Source organism: Methylocystis sp. (genome assembly GCF_051061285.1).
GTDB lineage: Bacteria > Pseudomonadota > Alphaproteobacteria > Rhizobiales > Beijerinckiaceae > Methylocystis.
The window spans coordinates 190,579-207,554 of the sequence record NZ_JBPFEA010000031.1 but is presented as its reverse complement, the minus strand read 5'-3'; the positions used below and the strand labels follow the sequence as shown (position 1 = coordinate 207,554).

The 16,976-nt window shown below is 64.6% G+C and carries 16 protein-coding genes and 1 tRNA gene; 12 read left to right on the top strand and 5 right to left on the bottom strand.

The features are described 5' to 3' along the window. Positions 1-132: 132 nt before the first annotated feature. The 3 genes from ACR65T_RS11635 (at position 133) to rlmN (ending at position 2,512) form a co-directional block, all read left to right on the top strand. On the top strand, positions 133-765 hold the full coding sequence (locus ACR65T_RS11635) for a TetR/AcrR family transcriptional regulator (protein ID WP_434496624.1): 633 nt from the start codon (positions 133-135) through the stop codon (positions 763-765). Then, positions 762-1,253, top strand: a complete 492-nt coding sequence (locus tag ACR65T_RS11630) for a hypothetical protein (protein ID WP_434496623.1) — start codon at positions 762-764, stop codon at positions 1,251-1,253. Before ACR65T_RS11635 ends, ACR65T_RS11630 begins: the two co-directional genes overlap by 4 nt. Positions 1,254-1,330: 77 nt before the next feature. Next, positions 1,331-2,512, top strand: a complete 1,182-nt coding sequence (gene rlmN / locus ACR65T_RS11625) for a 23S rRNA (adenine(2503)-C(2))-methyltransferase RlmN (RefSeq protein WP_434496622.1) — start codon at positions 1,331-1,333, stop codon at positions 2,510-2,512. A 3-nt stretch (positions 2,513-2,515) separates the two neighbouring features. Here the strand turns inward: rlmN and ACR65T_RS11620 are convergent, their stop codons facing one another. Beyond that, positions 2,516-3,043 (bottom strand): disulfide bond formation protein B, encoded by a 528-nt coding sequence (locus ACR65T_RS11620; RefSeq protein WP_434496621.1) that lies wholly within the window; start codon positions 3,041-3,043, stop codon positions 2,516-2,518. A gap of 17 nt (positions 3,044-3,060) precedes the next feature. Continuing rightward, positions 3,061-3,639, bottom strand: a complete 579-nt coding sequence (locus ACR65T_RS11615; protein WP_175095167.1) for a YqaA family protein — start codon at positions 3,637-3,639, stop codon at positions 3,061-3,063. A 131-nt stretch (positions 3,640-3,770) separates the two neighbouring features. Between ACR65T_RS11615 and ACR65T_RS11610 the strand changes: the two genes are divergently transcribed. Then, positions 3,771-3,855 (top strand) — tRNA-Leu (locus ACR65T_RS11610). Between the two features lie 115 nt (positions 3,856-3,970). On the opposite strand, the gene ACR65T_RS11605 is transcribed toward ACR65T_RS11610, so the two are convergent. The 3 genes from ACR65T_RS11605 to ACR65T_RS11595 form a co-directional block, all read right to left on the bottom strand. Continuing rightward, positions 3,971-7,630: an HAD-IC family P-type ATPase gene (locus tag ACR65T_RS11605; protein ID WP_434496620.1), complete on the bottom strand. Its 3,660-nt coding sequence runs from the start codon at positions 7,628-7,630 to the stop codon at positions 3,971-3,973. A 159-nt stretch (positions 7,631-7,789) separates the two neighbouring features. Continuing rightward, entirely contained in the window at positions 7,790-8,200 is a 411-nt protein-coding gene (locus ACR65T_RS11600; RefSeq protein ID WP_434496619.1) for an ArsC/Spx/MgsR family protein, read from the bottom strand. Positions 8,201-8,335: 135 nt separating this feature from the next. Continuing rightward, positions 8,336-9,058 carry an SIMPL domain-containing protein gene (locus ACR65T_RS11595; protein ID WP_434496618.1) on the bottom strand — a complete coding sequence of 241 codons (723 nt, stop codon included), beginning with the start codon at positions 9,056-9,058 and terminating at the stop codon, positions 8,336-8,338. Between the two features lie 134 nt (positions 9,059-9,192). On the opposite strand from ACR65T_RS11595, the gene ACR65T_RS11590 reads away from it, so the two are divergent. The 8 genes from ACR65T_RS11590 to thiD all read left to right on the top strand — a co-directional run bounded on the left by ACR65T_RS11590 (position 9,193) and on the right by thiD (position 16,818). Further along, positions 9,193-9,876: a glutathione S-transferase family protein gene (locus ACR65T_RS11590; RefSeq protein WP_434496617.1), complete on the top strand. Its 684-nt coding sequence runs from the start codon at positions 9,193-9,195 to the stop codon at positions 9,874-9,876. Between the two features lie 126 nt (positions 9,877-10,002). Beyond that, complete coding sequence (locus tag ACR65T_RS11585) at positions 10,003-11,208, top strand: sensor histidine kinase (protein WP_434496616.1); 1,206 nt, start codon at positions 10,003-10,005, stop codon at positions 11,206-11,208. Positions 11,209-11,236: 28 nt separating this feature from the next. After that, positions 11,237-12,391: a tRNA epoxyqueuosine(34) reductase QueG gene (gene queG / locus ACR65T_RS11580; RefSeq protein ID WP_434496615.1), complete on the top strand. Its 1,155-nt coding sequence runs from the start codon at positions 11,237-11,239 to the stop codon at positions 12,389-12,391. Between the two features lie 130 nt (positions 12,392-12,521). Next, complete coding sequence (locus ACR65T_RS11575) at positions 12,522-13,751, top strand: hypothetical protein (RefSeq protein WP_434496614.1); 1,230 nt, start codon at positions 12,522-12,524, stop codon at positions 13,749-13,751. Positions 13,752-13,753: 2 nt separating this feature from the next. Next, positions 13,754-14,758: a WD40 repeat domain-containing protein gene (locus ACR65T_RS11570; RefSeq protein ID WP_434496613.1), complete on the top strand. Its 1,005-nt coding sequence runs from the start codon at positions 13,754-13,756 to the stop codon at positions 14,756-14,758. Positions 14,759-14,818: 60 nt separating this feature from the next. Beyond that, positions 14,819-15,154, top strand: a complete 336-nt coding sequence (locus ACR65T_RS11565) for a hypothetical protein (protein ID WP_434496612.1) — start codon at positions 14,819-14,821, stop codon at positions 15,152-15,154. A 114-nt stretch (positions 15,155-15,268) separates the two neighbouring features. Further along, on the top strand, positions 15,269-15,982 hold the full coding sequence (locus ACR65T_RS11560) for a DUF4336 domain-containing protein (protein ID WP_434496611.1): 714 nt from the start codon (positions 15,269-15,271) through the stop codon (positions 15,980-15,982). A 32-nt stretch (positions 15,983-16,014) separates the two neighbouring features. Beyond that, positions 16,015-16,818 (top strand): bifunctional hydroxymethylpyrimidine kinase/phosphomethylpyrimidine kinase, encoded by an 804-nt coding sequence (gene thiD, locus ACR65T_RS11555; RefSeq protein ID WP_434496610.1) that lies wholly within the window; start codon positions 16,015-16,017, stop codon positions 16,816-16,818. Positions 16,819-16,976: the final 158 nt, after the last annotated feature.

Sequence of the window (16,976 nt, the reverse complement as noted above, 5' to 3'; positions counted from 1 at the left end):
CGCAGCGTTTATCGGTTTTGCAGAACGACATCAATAAAGGCCCCCTGCGTGGCAGCGAGCCTTGATGCCAAGATTGAGTCTGTGGATCGCCCGCTATTGACACGGGCGTGAAGCAATGTCAGTCAATATGACATGACGTCACATGAACTGACATCACTTCGCGAGACTCACAAGGATCATACGCGAACGCGCATTCTCGACGCCGCGATCGACGAGATGCGCGAGGGAAAGCTGGATGCGCTCACCATCGCCAAAGTGGCTGAGCGGGCGAAGGTGACCGAACGAACCGTCTACCGTCACTTCCTGACGCGCGAGGATCTCTTGAAGGCGGTCTGGCCGCGCATGCAGGCGCGCGTCGGCAGTTCGGGCTTTCCGCAGACCGCTGACGATTTGATCGCCACGCCATTGCGGCTGTTCCCTCGATTCGATGAAGAAGAGGGACTGATCAGAGCGTCGATCTCTTCCGAAACCGGACGCGAAGTGCGCTTAAGCTCGAACCCGCAGCGTCAGGCGGCGATGCTCGCCTGCGTCGCCGACGCGCTGCCGGAGCTGGATGGCGCCGCCAAACGCCGCCGCGCTGCGGTCGCCCAGCTGATCGACAGCGCCTACGCCTGGTCGGTCCTCAGGGATTTCTGGGGATTGAACGGCGCCGAGGCCGGCCGTGCGGCGTCCGAGGCGATCGCCATCCTGCTCGGTCGCCGCTCGGCCGCCGATGAATGCGATTTGTCGCCTGAATGCGATTTTTCACATGGAGAAGAGAAATGACCTGCATCGCCCACGCTTCCATCCCAGCGGACAATCCGGAGGTCGTCGCCAAAGTGCTTGCCGAAATCATGCAGGGCGAAGCGACGCGCTTCCCTCCTGCAGGGCCGAGTTCCTGGATGGCATGGTCGGGCGACGGAGACGTCGAGCTTGAGATCGCGCCGCGCGGCCATGTGCTGGCCTGCGGCCCTGACGAGGGCTACTGGACCCCGCAACATCAAGGAACGCGTCTTTCCGAAGCGCATCTCGCCATTTGCGTGGCGCGGCCGGCGGAGGAGATCATCGCCATCGCGACACGGGCCGGCTGGCCGGCGCGGGCTTGCGATCGCGGCGGCGGATTGTTCCAGCTCTCGGAAGTGTGGGTCGAAGGCGCTTTCATGCTGGAATTCCTGGACCCGGCGCAGACCGCGCGCTATCGCGAGGTTGTGACGCCGGAGAACTGGAAGCGCTTCCTGCAGTCGATGCAGAACGCGGAAGCCACCGCAGGCTGATCCGCGCTGACGTCGCCGCGGCGCTCTCAAAAAATCGCACGCAGACATGATATAAGGAACGCTGTTCCGAGGATTTCATGAGCCTATCCGATCTTTCCGCTGCGCCCACGATGACGCTTAAGCCTTCGCTCGCCGGGATGACCCGCGCCGAGATCGGCGACGCCTTGCGCGCCTTCGGGCTTCCCGAGCGCGAAATCCGCATGCGCGCGTCGCAGATCTGGCATTGGGTCTATTTCCGCGGCGCGCGCGACTTTAGCGAAATGCAGAATGTCTCGAAGGCGATGCGGGCGCAGCTCACGGGCGCCTTTGCGCTGCGCCTGCCGGAGATCGTCGAGGAGCAGATTTCGGTCGACGGCACGCGCAAATGGCTGCTGAGGCTGCAGCCGGTCGACGCCTTCGACAAGGGCGCCGAGGTCGAATGCGTTTATATTCCCGAAAGCGACCGCGGGACGCTTTGCGTCTCTTCACAGGTGGGCTGCACTTTGAATTGCAGCTTCTGCCACACGGGCACGCAGCGGCTCGTGCGCAATCTGACGACCGCCGAAATTGTCGGGCAATTGCTCGTCGCCCGGCAGCGGCTCGGCGATTTTCCTGATCGTGAACGGCCGACGGACGGTCTCGTGCCGTCGGGCGAAGGCGTGCGCGCCATCTCCAACATCGTCTTCATGGGCATGGGCGAGCCGCTCTATAATCTCGACAATGTCATGGCGGCGGTCGAAGTCATGGCCGACGGCGACGGGCTGGCGCTGTCAAAGCGCCGCATCACCGTCTCGACTTCCGGCGTCGTGCCGCAGATCGAACGCCTGGGATCAGAATGCGGGCCCGCGCTGGCGATTTCGCTGCACGCGGTGCGCGACGAGCTGCGCAACGAACTCGTGCCGCTCAACAGGAAATATCCGATCAAAGAGCTGCTGCAGGCCTGCCGCGATTATCCCGGCGCCTCGAACGCGAGGCGGATCACCTTCGAATATGTGATGCTGAAGGGCGTGAACGACTCGCCCGCCGAAGCCAAGGAACTGGTTCGGCTGCTGAAAGGGCTGCCGGCGAAGATCAATCTGATCCCCTTCAATCCCTGGCCGGGCGCGCCCTACGAATGTTCGGATTGGGAGACGATCGAGCGCTTCTCGGACATCGTCTTCAACGCCGGCTATGCGAGCCCGGTGCGCACGCCGCGCGGGCGCGACATTCTCGCCGCTTGCGGACAGCTCAAGAGCGAGACGGAAAAGCTCAGGGCCAGCGCCAGAGTGGCGGCGGGGTGATGTTCACTGCGCGCCTCCGTGCGTGCTGCTGCGTCTCACAACAAGAAGGGCCAGCGCCGCCAGCGCCGCGGAAATCGCGACATTCCAATTCGCCAGCGTCAGGCCGAATATCCATAGATTCGGCTCGTCACAACGCACGACCTTCACCGACTGAAGTTGCTTCATGAAATCGGCGACCGATGGCGCGGTCGACAGCGGCCCGGAACAGTCGCTGGGCCCCGCGAAAATCTTCCACTCGACGCCCGAATGATAGATCGAAAGCATGGCGTTGCCGGCGAAGAGCAGCGCCATCAGCAGGAAGGCCGCGCGGGCCATTCCGCTCCGCCCTGTCTGCGCGGCGAAGGCGGCGAGCGGCGCGAGCGCCAAAGCCGCGTAATAGGGAACGCGCTCCTTGTAGCAGAGTTCGCACGGCAGATAGCCGAGCGACTCATAGGCCCAGGCGCCGCCGATCGCCGCAACGGCGGCGGCGAGGATGAGAAGCGATGCGTTGCGCGGCTCGAAGACGCAATGAACGACGCTGCGCCACTCCATTCGACAGACTCGCACGCTTAAAACATCTTCGCCGCAAGCGCGAAGCCGGCGACGACGATCACCGCCAGCGACGCGATGAAAAGTCCGAAGTGGCTCTCGAGCTTCGAGCGGATCGGATCGCCAAAGCGATTGATCGCCGCCGCCAGCACGAAGAACCGCGCCCCCCGCGTCACCATCGACAATACGATGAACAGCGGGAAATTATAGGCGAGAAGCCCCGAGACGATGGTCACGAGCTTAAAGGGAATGGGCGTGAAGCCCTTGACCAGAATGAAGATCGCGCCCCACTGCGCGTAGAAGGCGCGCAGCGCCTCCATCTTCTCGCCGTAGCCGTAGAGATTAATCAGCCACTGACCGATCGTGTCATAGAAGAGCGCGCCGAAGGCATAGCCGAGCGCCCCGCCCGCGACCGAGGCGATCGTGCAGATGCCAGCGAAATACCAGGCCTTCTTCGGCTCGGCGAGCGTCATCGGCACGAGAATCACGTCGGGCGGCACCGGGAAGAAGGAGCTCTCGGCAAAAGCGATCGCGCCGAGCGCCAAGGGCGCATGTCGGCTCGCGGCGAGCGACATGGTCCAGTCGTAGAGCTTTTTCATCTGTTCCCGGGGTTGGCGCGACGCGCCTCCCGCGCATAGCACGTAAGCGTTGAAGATAGAAGTTTCGTGGGTTGACGGGCGAAGCGGCGCGGCTAATATCCGCGCCGCTTCGCCGGCTTCTCGCCGGCCGGGCCCCTGTGGCGGAATTGGTAGACGCGCTCGACTCAAAATCGAGTTCCGCAAGGAGTGCTGGTTCGACTCCGGCCAGGGGCACCACGGATTTCCATCGAACGGGGGGATGGGACCGCCGCGGCGGCGGCTTGCGCCATGGCGGCGGCTGGCCCCGCACCGGCGGCGACGCTCGCAGCGTCAACCTGCCCGGCGCCGCGACTCAAATTTCTTCTTCGCCTAACGTCGCGGCGCTCTCCTCGAGGTCAATTCGCGCCGAAGCCGCCATTCCCGGTCGAAGTGCGAGGTCGGAATTCTCGAACTCAACCACCACGTCGACCCTCGCGCCCGCTCGCGGCGCCGCGGGCCGGCGCACCTCGGTCACCTTTCCTGAAAATGTCCGGCCAGGGACGGACTCGCTCGTCAGCAGCGCTTTGGCGCCCGGCGCGATCGCGAGGGCGTCCTCCCCCTCCACCCTCCCATGAAGGCGAACGGTCTTGGCGTCGCCGATTATGAACAGCGGCGCGCCCATTTCAACGTGCGCGCCGACAGCTGCCCTTCGCTCTAAGACGAGACCTGCGACCGGCGCGACAATTGCGGCGCCGGCGGCCGCCGCCTCCGCCTTCGTCACCGCCTCGCGGCGCAGCGCGACTTCCGCTTCGGCGCGCTCGACTCGCGCCTGCGCCCGCGCCAGAGCGCGGCGCGCCGCGCTCAGCGCCTTCCTGTTGGCGGCGCGACGCCCTGAACGCGCCTCCCGTCTGTCGAGATTCGCCTGCGCCCTCGCCTGCGCGCGCTCGCGCTGCGCCAATTGTGACTGCGCCGCCGCCAGAGCGCTTTTCTCGCGCGCCAGAGCCTCGTCGGAGGAAGGCGGCGCGAGCGTCGCGCAGGTTTCGCCCTTCTCCACTTGCGCGCCGAGGTCGCACGTCAGCGTCGCGACGACGCCGGCCGCAGGCGCATTGATCGGCGTCTGTGACGCTGGGGCGATCACGCCGCTGACGACGACGGTTCGACCAGCTGACGCTTCTTCGCGCGTCAGACTGACCCGGGTGTGAAGATAGAACGCGCCGCTCACGACAATGATGAGCAGCCCCAATAAGCCGGCGACGACAGGTCGGACCCAATCGCCAGGCGCGACGACGGCGGCTGCGCCGGTCGCCGGCGCAGCCGGAACCCCACGAAGCGCAGGAGCCGCTGCTGGCGAACGGAAAATGGCCTTCTCGACCTCGACGAGCAGAAACAGCACGACGCTCGCGCCCGCGATATGCCACCATATCTCCGGGTCGAGCGGCGTGGTGTTGAACAGCGCCTGCATAAAAGGCGCGTAAGTGAACATGGCCTGCAGCACGACGACGATGGCGACGGAAATCAACACCGCGCGGCTACCGAACAGACCCTTCAACGAGAGTGACGACTCGGAAAGGAAACGCGCGTTGAAGAGATAAGCGACTTCGCAGGCGACGAGCGTGTTGACCGCGACCGTTCGCGCGCTGTCGAGCCCCATGCCCCGCGCCTTCTCTAATTCATAGAGACCGAAGGTCGCGATCAGCATCATGAAAGACACGAAAACGATACGCCAGACGAAATAGCGGGACAGGATCGGTTCGCCCGACGGGCGCGGCGGACGCAGCATGACGCCCTTGGTCGGCGGCTCAAACGCGAGCGCGAGGCCGAGCGTGACGGCGGTGATCAGATTGATCCACAGGATCTGCACCGGCGTCACCGGCAGGGTCTCGCCCATGGCGATCGCCGCGATCACCGTGAGGCCCTCGCCGCCATTGGTCGGCAAGATGTAGAGGATGGTCTTCTTCAGATTTTCGTAGACGACGCGGCCTTCATGCACCGCATGCACGATCGATGCGAAATTATCGTCGGCAAGCACCATCGCCGCGGCCTCTTTTGCCGCCTCGGTGCCTTTGACGCCCATCGCGATGCCGATGTCGGCGCGCTTTAAGGCAGGCGCGTCGTTGACGCCGTCGCCGGTCATCGCGACGACTTCGCCACGCTTCTGCAACGCCTGAACGAGTCGCAGCTTATGTTCGGGACTGGTGCGCGCGAACACCGTCGTGGCGCTTGCCGCCTCGCCGAGCGCCTCGTCGCCGATCGCGTCGAGGTCGCGTCCGGTGAGCACGGAATCCGGACGGTTGAGTCCGAGTTCGCGGGCGATGGCGATCGCCGTCGCGGCGTGGTCGCCCGTGATCATTTTGACGGACATGCCGGCATTCGCGCATGCGCGGATCGCCTCGACGGCCTCGGGGCGCGGCGGATCAATCAGGCCGATGAGACCGACAAAGACGAGCCCGCTTTCAACGTCGCCGAAAGAGAGTTGCTGCTGACCCTCTTCGGCTTTCTTGGAGGCGACCGCCAAAACCCGCTGCCCGCGCGTGGCCATCTCAATAATGCGTTCGAGCCAGCAGGCGCAGTCGAGCGGACGCTGCTCTCCTCGCACGCCCTGCTCCCAGAAGCACATTTCGAGCAGCCGCTCAGGCGCGCCCTTGACGAAAATGTAGCCAGCGCCGTTATGGTCGTGATGCAGCGTCGCCATGAAGCGATGCTGCGACTCAAAAGGAATCTCATCCGTGCGCGGCAGCTCCAGCGCCAGCTTTTCCAGATTGACGCCGCCTTTGACGGCGGCGGCGAGCAAGGCGCCTTCGGTCGGATCGCCCTCGACGCTCCAGACGCCGCCAGTTTCGCGCAGCACGGCGTCGTTGCAGAGCGCAAGAGGGCGCAAAGCCGCGGTCAGGTGAATGTCGTCGCGCACCACGACGTCCTTGCCATTGCGCAGGAAGCCGCCGTGCGGGTCGTATCCCGACCCGGTCGTGTCATAGATCCCGCCGGAGACGACGATCGAGCGCACGATCAATTCATTGAGCGTCAGCGTGCCGGTCTTGTCCGAGCAGATCGTGCTCACCGCGCCGAGCGTCTCGACCGCCGGCAGTTGGCGGATGATCGCCTTGCGCCGGGCCATGCGCTCCACGCCGATCGCCAGCGTAATGGTGATAATCGCCGGCAATCCTTCGGGGATCGCCGAAACCGCGAGCCCGACCGCCGCCATGAACATCTCGCCGGCGTCGAATCCCCAGACCAGCGCGCCAAAAGCGAAGACGGCGGCGCACACGACCAGAATGACGACCGTGAGCCAGCGCGCGAATTCGTCCATACGCTGCAACAAGGGCGTGGAGAGCGTCTCCACCTCCGACAGCATGGCGTTGATGCGTCCGATCTCGGTCGCGGCCCCCGTGGCGACAACGACGCCCGTCGCCTGACCGTAGGTCACGACGGTCCCCGAATAGGCCATCGGGGCCCGATCTCCGAGCGGCACATCCGCCATGACCGGCTCCAGGTCCTTGTCGACCGGCAGCGACTCGCCGGTGAGCGCCGACTCCTGCACTTTCAGAGATTTGACCCGGATGAGACGGATGTCCGCCGGAATCCTGTCGCCCGACTGGACATAGACGATGTCGCCAGGCGCGACGGCGCTCGCGTCGATGACGACGCGCCGCCCGTCGCGAATGACCGTCGCATGCAGCGACAGCATGTTGCGGACGGCCTCCATGGCCTCCTCGGCCTTGCCCTCCTGAATGAACCCAATGATCGCGTTGATGACGACGACCGCGACGATGACTGCGGTATCGATCCAGTGTTGCATGAGCGCCGTGACGAAGGCGGCGGCGAGCAGCACATAAATCAATACATTGTGGAACTGCAGCGCGAAGCGCATGAGCGGGCTGCGCCGCCTACCGGCCGGAAGGCGATTGGGGCCATGAACGGCGAGTCGCCGTTCGGCTTCAGCCTCGCTCAAGCCCAAACGCGTCACGCCCAGGCGCTCAAGCGCCGCATCGGCTCCGATCGCCCAATATTTCTTTCCTTCCGCCGAAGGCTGCACGCTTAGGGCTCCTCCTCCGCAGCTTCGCCCACGGTCACCGCCGGCCGCGCCCGTTCAGATGGCTGCCGGACGGCCGAACCGGCGCCATTTACATATTATGGTTCGTCGGGAAGGGTTTCGCAGCGCCCCATTTATGGCGGAGAAGCGCTGCCGAGGAGGCTAAAAAGTGTCGTTGGCGACGGAGCGCACGCACACGTCGCTGACAGTTTCATCGGTCCGCTTCAGTCCGATCCACGCGTCGACCGCAGCCGAGTCGAAACCGGCCTCGCAATGATCGCCGATTCGCATCAGAGGGCGACGGATGAGCACCGGATCGAGCATCATCATCACCAATGCTTCCTGCGGCGTGACTTTCTCCAGGTCGATCTCGCCGGATTTGATGCGCGGCGAGGCGGCGTTAAACCATTCCGGCAACGGCTTGGAGCCGAAATAGGGACGCAGGCTCGACGGGCTCCAGGATTCGGTCAGAAGGTCCCGAACTTCGACCTCATGTCCAGAGGCGACGAGCAGCGCCTTCTGCCGCGCATTGCCGGCGCAGCCCGGCTTTTCGTAAAAGATGACATGCGCCATCCGCGACCCCTCACATTGCGGCCCACCAGTCGCTGACCAGAGCTTAGCGTGAAATTGTGCAGCGCGATACGGCTTCAAGCGAACAAATTGCGAGCAGCGGCGCGGGCTTTCGCCGCTTCGACGGGCAGACGCAAACTAACGCGAGAGTCCCCAGACCATGTTCACGCGCGCCGAGAGACGCTGCAGCCCGGGACGCAAAGGGATCTCGGCGGCTCCGGGAGCCCCGGCGGCCTTCGCCGCATAGGCGCGCGGACGCGCATCGATCTCCTCGAGCGGACGAATTTCGATCACGCGGGACAGCCGCAGTCCGGCCGCCTCCGCATAGATCTTCGCCTGCCGCTCCGCATCCTTGACTGCTTCGCGCCGCAATGCGTCGAGCCGTTGCTTGGGATGCGCGATTTCGAAATCAATGCCTTCGAAGCTGTTAACGCCCTTGTCGATCAGACCGCCGGCGATTTCGCCGGCCTTTTCGATCCGCGTCACGCGCACGCTCAGATCGTTTCGCGCGCGAAAAAACTTTTGCGATGTCTTGGGTTTGCCCGTCTTGGGGTCTCGCTCTTCAACGGTGACGGGCGCGAGCGTTACGCCTTGCGTCTGCACTTCAGCGTCGGGAACGCCTAATTTTTTGAGCTCGGCGAGAACAGCTTCGACCGCGCGCGCATTTTCCGCCGCGGCGTCGGCGGCCAGCGGCCGTTCGGTGACGACGCCGAACCGCAAGATCGCCAAGTCGGGCGCGACGTCCTCATAAGCCTCGCCAATGACTGAGAGATTTGGAACGCCGTCCTTCAGCGTATCAGCGTTCCCCGCGGCCGCGAACAGCATCAGGCCGAGCGAAAGTGCGAAGAGCAAACGAATCATGGCATATCCTAGCAAAAGCTGCGCGCTAAAAAGCTCATCAAAGCCGTAAAACCGCCGGCTAGCGGCGCTAACCCAAACCAGCATACAGAAGGCGGCGCCCCGATCGTCGCTTCGCGTTCGCTCGAAAAGGCCTCATGCCCACGCTTTATCATCACCCCCTCTGCCCCCATTCGCGATTTGTCCGGCTCGTCCTCTCCGAATATGGAATAGACGCAACGCTCATCGAGGAGCGCGTGAGCGACCGCCGCCCAGAATTTCTCGCGCTTGATCCTGCCGGCCGCACGCCGGTCTTCGTCGACGATAACGGCCTTGTCGCGCCCGGCGCCAATCTCATCGCCGAATATATAGACGAGACCTATGGCGCCGAACGCGGAGCGCAACGGCTCCTGCCGCAGGAAATGGCGGAACGCATCGAAACGCGTCGACTTGTCGACTGGTTCAACGTCAAGTTTTTCGACGAGGTCACCAACTGGCTGATCACGGAGAAGGTCTACAAGCGCTTTGCGCCCCCGGGCGGCGCGCCCGATATGGACGTGGTGCGTGTGGCGCGCGCCAACATCCGGCACCATATGCGCTACATTGGCTATCTCACCAATGCGCGCAACTGGCTCGCGGGCGACCGTTTGACCTATGCCGACTTCGCCGCGGCCGCGCATATCTCCTGCGCCGATTATCTTGGCGATGCGCCGTGGGACGAGGATGAGGCGGCGAAGCACTGGTATCAACGCATCAAGTCACGCCCCGCGTTTCGTCCGCTGCTGTCGTATCGGGCTCCAGGACTTACGCCGGGCCGATACTATGCGGAACTGGATTTCTAACGTCGCTGAGCGGTCGGCGGCGCCAGATCTGAAGGCTCAGGCGCCGCTGTCGCAAGGCCGCACTGCGGCCGCGCTTGACAACTATTGGGTGGAGTGAGGCAAGTAGCCGCAATACGGGACCATCGTATGAGCGCACCCAACGAGCGCGAGAGTGAAAAATTTGAGTCGAAGGCCGTCAACGCCGGCGATGCATCGCGCGGACTGCAGCAGCGCATTCGGCAGCAGCAGATATTGGCGGAGCTCGGCGTTTCCGCCCTGCAAGGCGCTTCGCTCGATCAGCTGCTGACGGACACAGTACGACTCACGGCGCAAGGACTGGATGCGGAATTCTGCAAGGTGCTGGAGCTGCTTCCGTCCGAGAACCAGTTTCTGGTGCGCGCCGGCGTCGGCTGGAGTCGCGGCGTCGTGGGCGTCGCGAAAGTCGGCGCGGATCTCGACTCGCCTGCGGGATATGCATTGCGCAGCGGCCAACCGGTCATCTCCAATCACCTCGAAAAGGAGACGCGGTTCAGGACTCCCGAATTGCTACGTCAGCACGGCGTTCGCCGGGCAATGAACGTGATCCTGCAGGGTGACGGAAAACCCTATGGCATCCTCGAAGTCGACAGCCGCTCGCCGGCCGAGTTCATTGACCAGGACATTGCCTTTCTACAGGGCGCCGCGAATCTTCTTGGCATGGCCATCGAACGCGAGCGGGAAGAGCGCAAGCTAAGAGCGGCGCTCGCGCGCAACGAAGCGCTGCTCAAAGAAATGAATCATCGCGTGAAGAACAGCCTTTCCATCGTCGGCAGCATGCTCCGCCTGCAAGCCAACGACGCAGGCGACGAACAGGTATCCGAACTTCTCAACGAAGCCTCTCACCGCGTCGAAGCGATCGCAAAGGCGCATGATCAGCTGTCTCGCGGCTCGGACGTCGATTGCATGGACGTTGGCAAATATATCGAGGCGCTGTGTCATGATTTGGATGAAAGCGTCGCGCAATGCGACGTGCGCACCGAGGTTGAAGAAGGGATCGTCATCGCAACCGACCGGGCGGTTTCGACCGCGCTGATCGTCAACGAGTTCATCGCCAATGCGGCGAAATACGCCTATGAAAGCCAATCGGGAATCATTTCGGTGACGGTCGCGCGCCAGGGCAGCGAGAATTTCATCGTTTCCGTGCGCGACGAAGGCGCTGGAATGCCCGAGGACGTCGCGCCGCTCGATCGCAAGGGGCTCGGCATGCGCATCATTTCGTCATTTACGCGTCAACTTAGTGCGACGCTCGAAATGAAAAAGCATGATCCTGGCGCCGAGTTCCTCGTCTCGATCCCTCTACGACCGCCCTGCTGACATGCAGGCGTTTGTCCCGAATGCATCGATGGCTTCGCCGGCAAGTCATGATGCTCGACGGCCTGCCGCTTCGACGCTCGAGGAGGACATTCGCGCCCGTGCATTCGAGCTTGGCTTTGACGTCTGCCGCTTCGCGCGGGCGGATGTTGCGCCTGAGCAGGGCGATCGGCTGCGCGAATGGTTGCGGGACGGCGCGCACGGCGACATGGCCTGGATGCGCGAGACCGCGGAGCGGCGGGCCGCGCCGCGCGCGCTCTGGCCCGAGGCGGCAAGTCTCGTCATGCTCGGCCTGAACTACGGGCAGGACGGAGATCCGCTCGCTTCGCTGACCAAGCCGGACTGCGCAACGATCTCCGTCTATGCGCGCAACCGCGATTATCACGACCTCTTCAAGGGCCGGCTGAAACAGCTCGCCGGATTCATCCTCGGCCGCGCCGGCGCCGGCGACGCCAAGGTCTTCGTCGACACCGCGCCCGTCATGGAAAAGCCGCTCGCGCAGACGGCCGGCGTCGGCTGGCAGGGCAAACACACAAACCTCGTTTCGCGAGACTTCGGATCGTGGCTCTTTCTGGGCGCAATCTTTACGACACTTCGCCTCCATCCCGACGCGCCCGAGCGCGATCATTGCGGCTTGTGCCGCAAATGTCTCGACGTCTGTCCCACGGCGGCCTTCCCAGCGCCTTACCGCCTCGATGCGCGGCGCTGCATTTCCTATCTGACGATCGAGCACAAGGGCCCTATTCCCCTCGAATTTCGCGCCAAGATCGGCAATCGCATCTATGGCTGTGACGACTGTCTCGCGGTCTGCCCCTGGAACAAATACGCGAGCGCCGGACGCGAGGCGAAGCTCGCCGCGCGCCCCGAATTCGGCTCCCCGCCGCTGGCGGAATTGGCGCGCCTCGACGACGCGGCGTTCCGCGCGCTTTTTTCGGGTTCCCCAATCAAACGCGTCGGACGGGACCGCTTCTTGCGCAATGTTCTGATCGCCATCGGCAATTCGGCCCGGCCCGAGCTTGCCGCCGAAGCCGAGCGGCTGATCGCAGACGCCGCCGCCATTGTTCGCGGCGCCGCCGTCTGGGCGCTCGGCAGATTGGCGCCGACGCGAGCGGCGGAGCTGCGTCCCCATCGACTGGCGGCCGAACCCGACGCGGGCGTCCGCCATGAGTGGGGCCAAACGCCCTGAAACAGGCAAAAGCGCCACAGTCGCCTAAAAATCGGGGTCTTTCCCAGATTTACTGCGTTGCGGCAGGCTACTCGCCGGCGATTTCGTTCTAATCTCTATCAAAGATCCCCTACTCAGGCGCACCTTCGCCATGTCTGTCCTTTCGCGCCGCAATGCCGACGAACCCGCAGAGGAGGCTTCTCGCCTTCTGCTGCGGATTGGCGTGTTTTTGCTGTTCGTGATCTCGCTCATCGCGCCCATTCTGGCGCGGCAGACGGTTTATGTGCTGCTGCCGATCGGGGCGGCGCTGCTGCTCGCCGCCGCGACGCTGACGCCGGCGGAAGGGTCGGGGCGCTCCCTGCGCGCGATCCTGCGCTCGCCGCCGTTTCTCGCCGCGCTGTTGCTCGCCGCCTGGACGGCGCTTTCGCTGCTCTGGACGCCGTTCGAGGGACCGGCGGAACGCTTCGCCAAAATCACGGCGACGCTCGCCCTGGTTGCGCTCGCCACCGGATTTCTGCCGCTGCGCACCAAAACCTCGAATCTCAACCTGTTGCCGATCGGCGTCGCCGCGGCGACGATTGCGCTTGCCGCCGTCACTTTGCTGTTGAAGCCGCAATATACGCTCGACGACATTCTCGATGTCGGACCGCTTGGCCGCGCCGGACTCGGACTGGCCCTGCTCGTCTGGCCGGCCATGGGCGCGCTCGCCGTCCGCGGCCGATGGTATTCGGCGGCCGCCCTCGCGGTGGCGACGGCGATCGCCTGCTATCTTTCCGGCGCCCCGAACGGCGTCCCGGCGCTGGCCGTTGGAGCGGCTGTTTTCGCCGCCGCCTTCGGCCGCGCTCGGCTGATGTCCATCGTCTTTGCGGCGCTCATGACGGCGATCGTGCTGCTCGCGCCGCTGACCGCCTATGCGGCGCATCTGATCTGGCCCGAGCGTCCGCCCGGCTTCTTCAGACATCTCGCCTTTTGGGGTCAGATGATCGACGCGGACGGCTGGCGCACATTGATCGGACATGGCTTTGGCGCGGCCACCTGGGGCGTGCTCGGCGGCTATCTGACGCCGGCGACGCCGCGCAGCCTGATCTTCAAGATCTGGTTCGACCTCGGCGTGCTCGGCGCGGCCGCGGCGGCGCTCGTCGCCGCACGCACCAGCCTGTTCGTCGGCCAGTCGCGTCCGGCGCTCGCGCCCTTTCTTCTCGGCGGCCTCGGCGCGGGATTCGCCATTTGCCTGTTCGGTCCCGCGGCCGAGCAGCTGTGGTGGCTGACCCTCGCGGGACTCGACGCCATCGCCTTTGCGCTCGTGATGCGCGGCCAATTTCGGAAACGTCGCCCGCGCCTGCCGATCGGCTGGAGCGCGCCTGTCGAGGACCATGCATAGCCGTGACGCTGTCTCCCACGCTCACCGACAAAGTCGAAACGATCGGGCTTCGTGAGCCTGTCGCAGCCGCGGCGTTCCTCGGCGGCGCGCCGGTGTTCGCGCTCGCCGACGGGACGCTGCATTTCGGCGACGGCGCGGAGGGACGCCGCATTCCGGCCCATCAAGACGCGGCCATCCTCGTCGCCGCGCATGACGGCGACCGGCTCGTCACCGGCGGAGACGACGGGCGCGTCGTGGCGACCGACGCGAAAGGCGGCGTCGAAGTCATCGGCGACGAAAAGGGCAAATGGATCGACGCCGTCGCCGCACGTGGCGGCGCGGTGGCGTGGACAGCAGGCAAGGTGGCGCGAGCGCGCTCGGCCAAGGGCGACGCGAAGTCGCTGGATCTGCCGTCGACCTCGCGCGGCCTCGCCTTCTTTCCCAAGGGCTATCGGCTGGCGATCGCGCATTACGGCGGCGCGACTCTCTGGTTCCCGAACGCCGGCAAGCCGGAAGAGCTCGACTGGGCGGGCTCGCACCTTGACGCCACGATCTCTCCCGACGGGCGCTTTCTCGTCACCTCGATGCAGGAGAACACGCTGCACGGCTGGCGTCTCGCCGATGGCAAGCACATGCGCATGGCCGGATATCCGGGAAAAACGCGCAGCTTTTCCTGGTCGCATGACGGGAAATGGCTGGCCACCTCAGGCGCCGACGCCTGCATCGTCTGGCCCTTTTCGGGCAAGGATGGGCCGATGGGCCAGGCGCCGCGCGAATGCGGCGTGCATTCGGCGATCGTGACGCGCGTCGCCTTCCATCCCGCCGCTCTGGTCATAGCGATCGGCTACGACGACGGCCTGATCATGCTGGCGCGGCTTTCGGACGGATCTGAGATTCTGGTTCGTCGTCCGGCGCAGGATGATGACCGCGCGCGGATCAGCGCGCTCGCCTGGGACGAGAAGGGCGCGCGTCTCGCCTTCGGCGCGGAGAACGGCGACGCCGGCGTGCTGAGCCTGCCGAAGGCGTGACCGGCCGAGGCGTATGAAAAAAATATTTGCTTCGAGAAGTTCACATGAGGAGCAATTTGTATGAAGCCTTCTCTCATTGTCCTCGGCGTGTTCATGCTTTCATTGTCAGGTTTTAATGCATCTGCATCGGACAATCGCGGCGCTGCGCACAGCCAATCGCCCTGTTTTGCAGCTTTGGCGGAATCGATAAGACGACACACGCCCGGTTCGACGCGCCTTAGTCCTGGATATGCAGAGGCGACGTTCCAAGTCAGGCCGGGCGGCCGCGTTTCGGTTGTTGCCGCCGCCGGCTCGACGCCAGAACATGCGGCCCTAATACACTGGATCATCGCGTCATCGCGTGGCCCGAAAAACTGCAGCGAGCACCTCTTGCATCAAAGCCTCACATTGCACTGATCGGCCTTCGGTCCAGGCCGTGCAAGCGGCTGAGGCGGCGTCTTTGCGCCATGTTGAGCCGCTATCAGACATCGGGTTTGAAAAAAGTGGTCTCGGGCGAACCGGGAGACGCCAATGGGTCTTGAGCAAATCGGCGACTCGCTCTGGCTCGCCGACGGCGACCTTGTCGACTTCCTTAGTTTCCCCTACCCCACGCGCATGCTGATCGCGCGGTTCGCCGACAGCGCGCTTTGGGTATGGTCGCCAGTGAGACTTTCCGCAAAGTTGCGCGCCGAGGTCAATGCGCTCGGCCGAGTGGCGCATCTCGTCAGTCCCAACAAGCTCCACCATCTCTATCTTGGCGAGTGGACGGAAGCTTATCCCAACGCGAAGCTCTGGGGGCCGCTTTCGACAATAAAGCGCCGTCCCGAACTGGTCTTCGAGCCGCCGCTTCAAGATTCGTCGCCGCCTGAATGGGGCGACGCCATCGATCAGGCATGGTTTCGCGGCTCTATCATTATGGATGAAATTGTCTTTTTTCATCATCCGTCAGGTGTCGCGATTTTCGCCGATTTGATCGAAGCCTTCAGCGACGAATTCCTCTGCGCGCATTGGAGCGCGTGGCGGCGATGGCTCGCGCGTCTCGACGGGATCACCCTCGCCGCTCCGCATGCGCCGCTCGAATGGCGTCTCTCTTTCCTCTGCCGCGGCCCGGCGCGCGCCGCCCGCGACAAAATCCTCGGCTGGCCGATCAAACAGGCCGTCATCGCGCATGGCGAGTGGCCGAGCGCCAACGCAAGTGAATTTGTGCGCAGCGCTCTGGCGTGGGTCGGCTCCGAGCGAACGTGACGGAGCCTGTCGCGCCGCGCTAATCTTCGGGGATGGCGCACATCCCCAAATTGCTTTCCATCGCCGGCTCCGACCCCTCCGGCGGCGCGGGCGTGCAGGCGGACCTGAAAACCTTCTCGGCCTTCGGCTGCTACGGCATGGCGGCGATCACGGCGCTCACCGCGCAGAACACGCAGGGCGTGACCGCTTCCTATCCTGTCGCGCCAGAGATCGTCGCCGCGCAGATCGAGGCGGTGCTGTCCGACATTTCTCCCGACGCGATCAAGATCGGCATGCTGGCGACGCCGGATATCGCGCACGCAGTCGCCAAGACGCTGGCGCGCCACGGCGCGCGCAACGTCGTGCTCGACCCAGTCTTGGTTCCGACGCAGGGCGTCAGCCTCGCCTCGGCCGGGCTGGAGGCTGCGCTGGTCTCGAGCCTCCCGCCCTTGGCGCGGCTCGTGACGCCTAACCTCCACGAGGCGAGCGCGCTGACGCAAACGCCCCTCGCCACCAGCGCCGAGGAGATGGCGGCGCAGGGGCGGCTCCTCTGCGCAGCCGGCGCCCACGCGGTGCTGGTCAAGGGCGGCGATCTCGAGGGCGAACCTGTCGACGTTCTTTTCGAAAGGGGAGAGATGCGCATCTTCCGCGGAAGACGCGTCCCGACGCGCAACACGCATGGCGCCGGCTGCGCGCTGTCCTCGGCCATCGCTTGCGAACTCGCCAAGGGCGCGCCGCTCATCGACGCCATTGCAACAGCGAAAGCGTGGCTGGAGGGCGCGCTAGAGGCGGCGGACCAGCTGCGATTGAGCAAGGGCCGCGGTCCGCCGCATCATTTCCATGCGCTGTGGCGGTAGCCCCCTCCCCAGCCCTCCCCCGCTTCGCGGGAGAGGGGGCAGGTTGCGCATTTCAGATGACCATTCGCGAGGAATTTGGCGAAAGCCCAGCGGCGCCGTTCTCCCTTCTCCCGCTTTAGCGGGTGCAGGCGGCGCGAAGCGCCGGAAGAGGGCCGCCG

Excerpts from the sequence above, each read along its gene's own strand:
- ACR65T_RS11620 (WP_434496621.1), bottom strand. The coding sequence starts at position 3,043 with ATGGAGTGGCGCAGCGTCGTTCATTGCGTCTTCGAGCCGCGCAACGCA.
- ACR65T_RS11630 (WP_434496623.1), top strand. The coding sequence starts at position 762 with ATGACCTGCATCGCCCACGCTTCCATCCCAGCGGACAATCCGGAGGTC.
- ACR65T_RS11560 (WP_434496611.1), top strand. The coding sequence starts at position 15,269 with ATGGGTCTTGAGCAAATCGGCGACTCGCTCTGGCTCGCCGACGGCGAC.
- thiD (WP_434496610.1), top strand. The coding sequence starts at position 16,015 with ATGGCGCACATCCCCAAATTGCTTTCCATCGCCGGCTCCGACCCCTCC.
- ACR65T_RS11615 (WP_175095167.1), bottom strand. The coding sequence starts at position 3,639 with ATGAAAAAGCTCTACGACTGGACCATGTCGCTCGCCGCGAGCCGACAT.
- ACR65T_RS11565 (WP_434496612.1), top strand. The coding sequence starts at position 14,819 with ATGAAGCCTTCTCTCATTGTCCTCGGCGTGTTCATGCTTTCATTGTCA.
- ACR65T_RS11575 (WP_434496614.1), top strand. The coding sequence starts at position 12,522 with ATGTCTGTCCTTTCGCGCCGCAATGCCGACGAACCCGCAGAGGAGGCT.
- ACR65T_RS11590 (WP_434496617.1), top strand. The coding sequence starts at position 9,193 with ATGCCCACGCTTTATCATCACCCCCTCTGCCCCCATTCGCGATTTGTC.
- queG (WP_434496615.1), top strand. The coding sequence starts at position 11,237 with ATGGCTTCGCCGGCAAGTCATGATGCTCGACGGCCTGCCGCTTCGACG.
- rlmN (WP_434496622.1), top strand. The coding sequence starts at position 1,331 with ATGAGCCTATCCGATCTTTCCGCTGCGCCCACGATGACGCTTAAGCCT.
- ACR65T_RS11600 (WP_434496619.1), bottom strand. The coding sequence starts at position 8,200 with ATGGCGCATGTCATCTTTTACGAAAAGCCGGGCTGCGCCGGCAATGCG.
- ACR65T_RS11595 (WP_434496618.1), bottom strand. The coding sequence starts at position 9,058 with ATGATTCGTTTGCTCTTCGCACTTTCGCTCGGCCTGATGCTGTTCGCG.
- ACR65T_RS11635 (WP_434496624.1), top strand. The coding sequence starts at position 133 with ATGACGTCACATGAACTGACATCACTTCGCGAGACTCACAAGGATCAT.
- ACR65T_RS11585 (WP_434496616.1), top strand. The coding sequence starts at position 10,003 with ATGAGCGCACCCAACGAGCGCGAGAGTGAAAAATTTGAGTCGAAGGCC.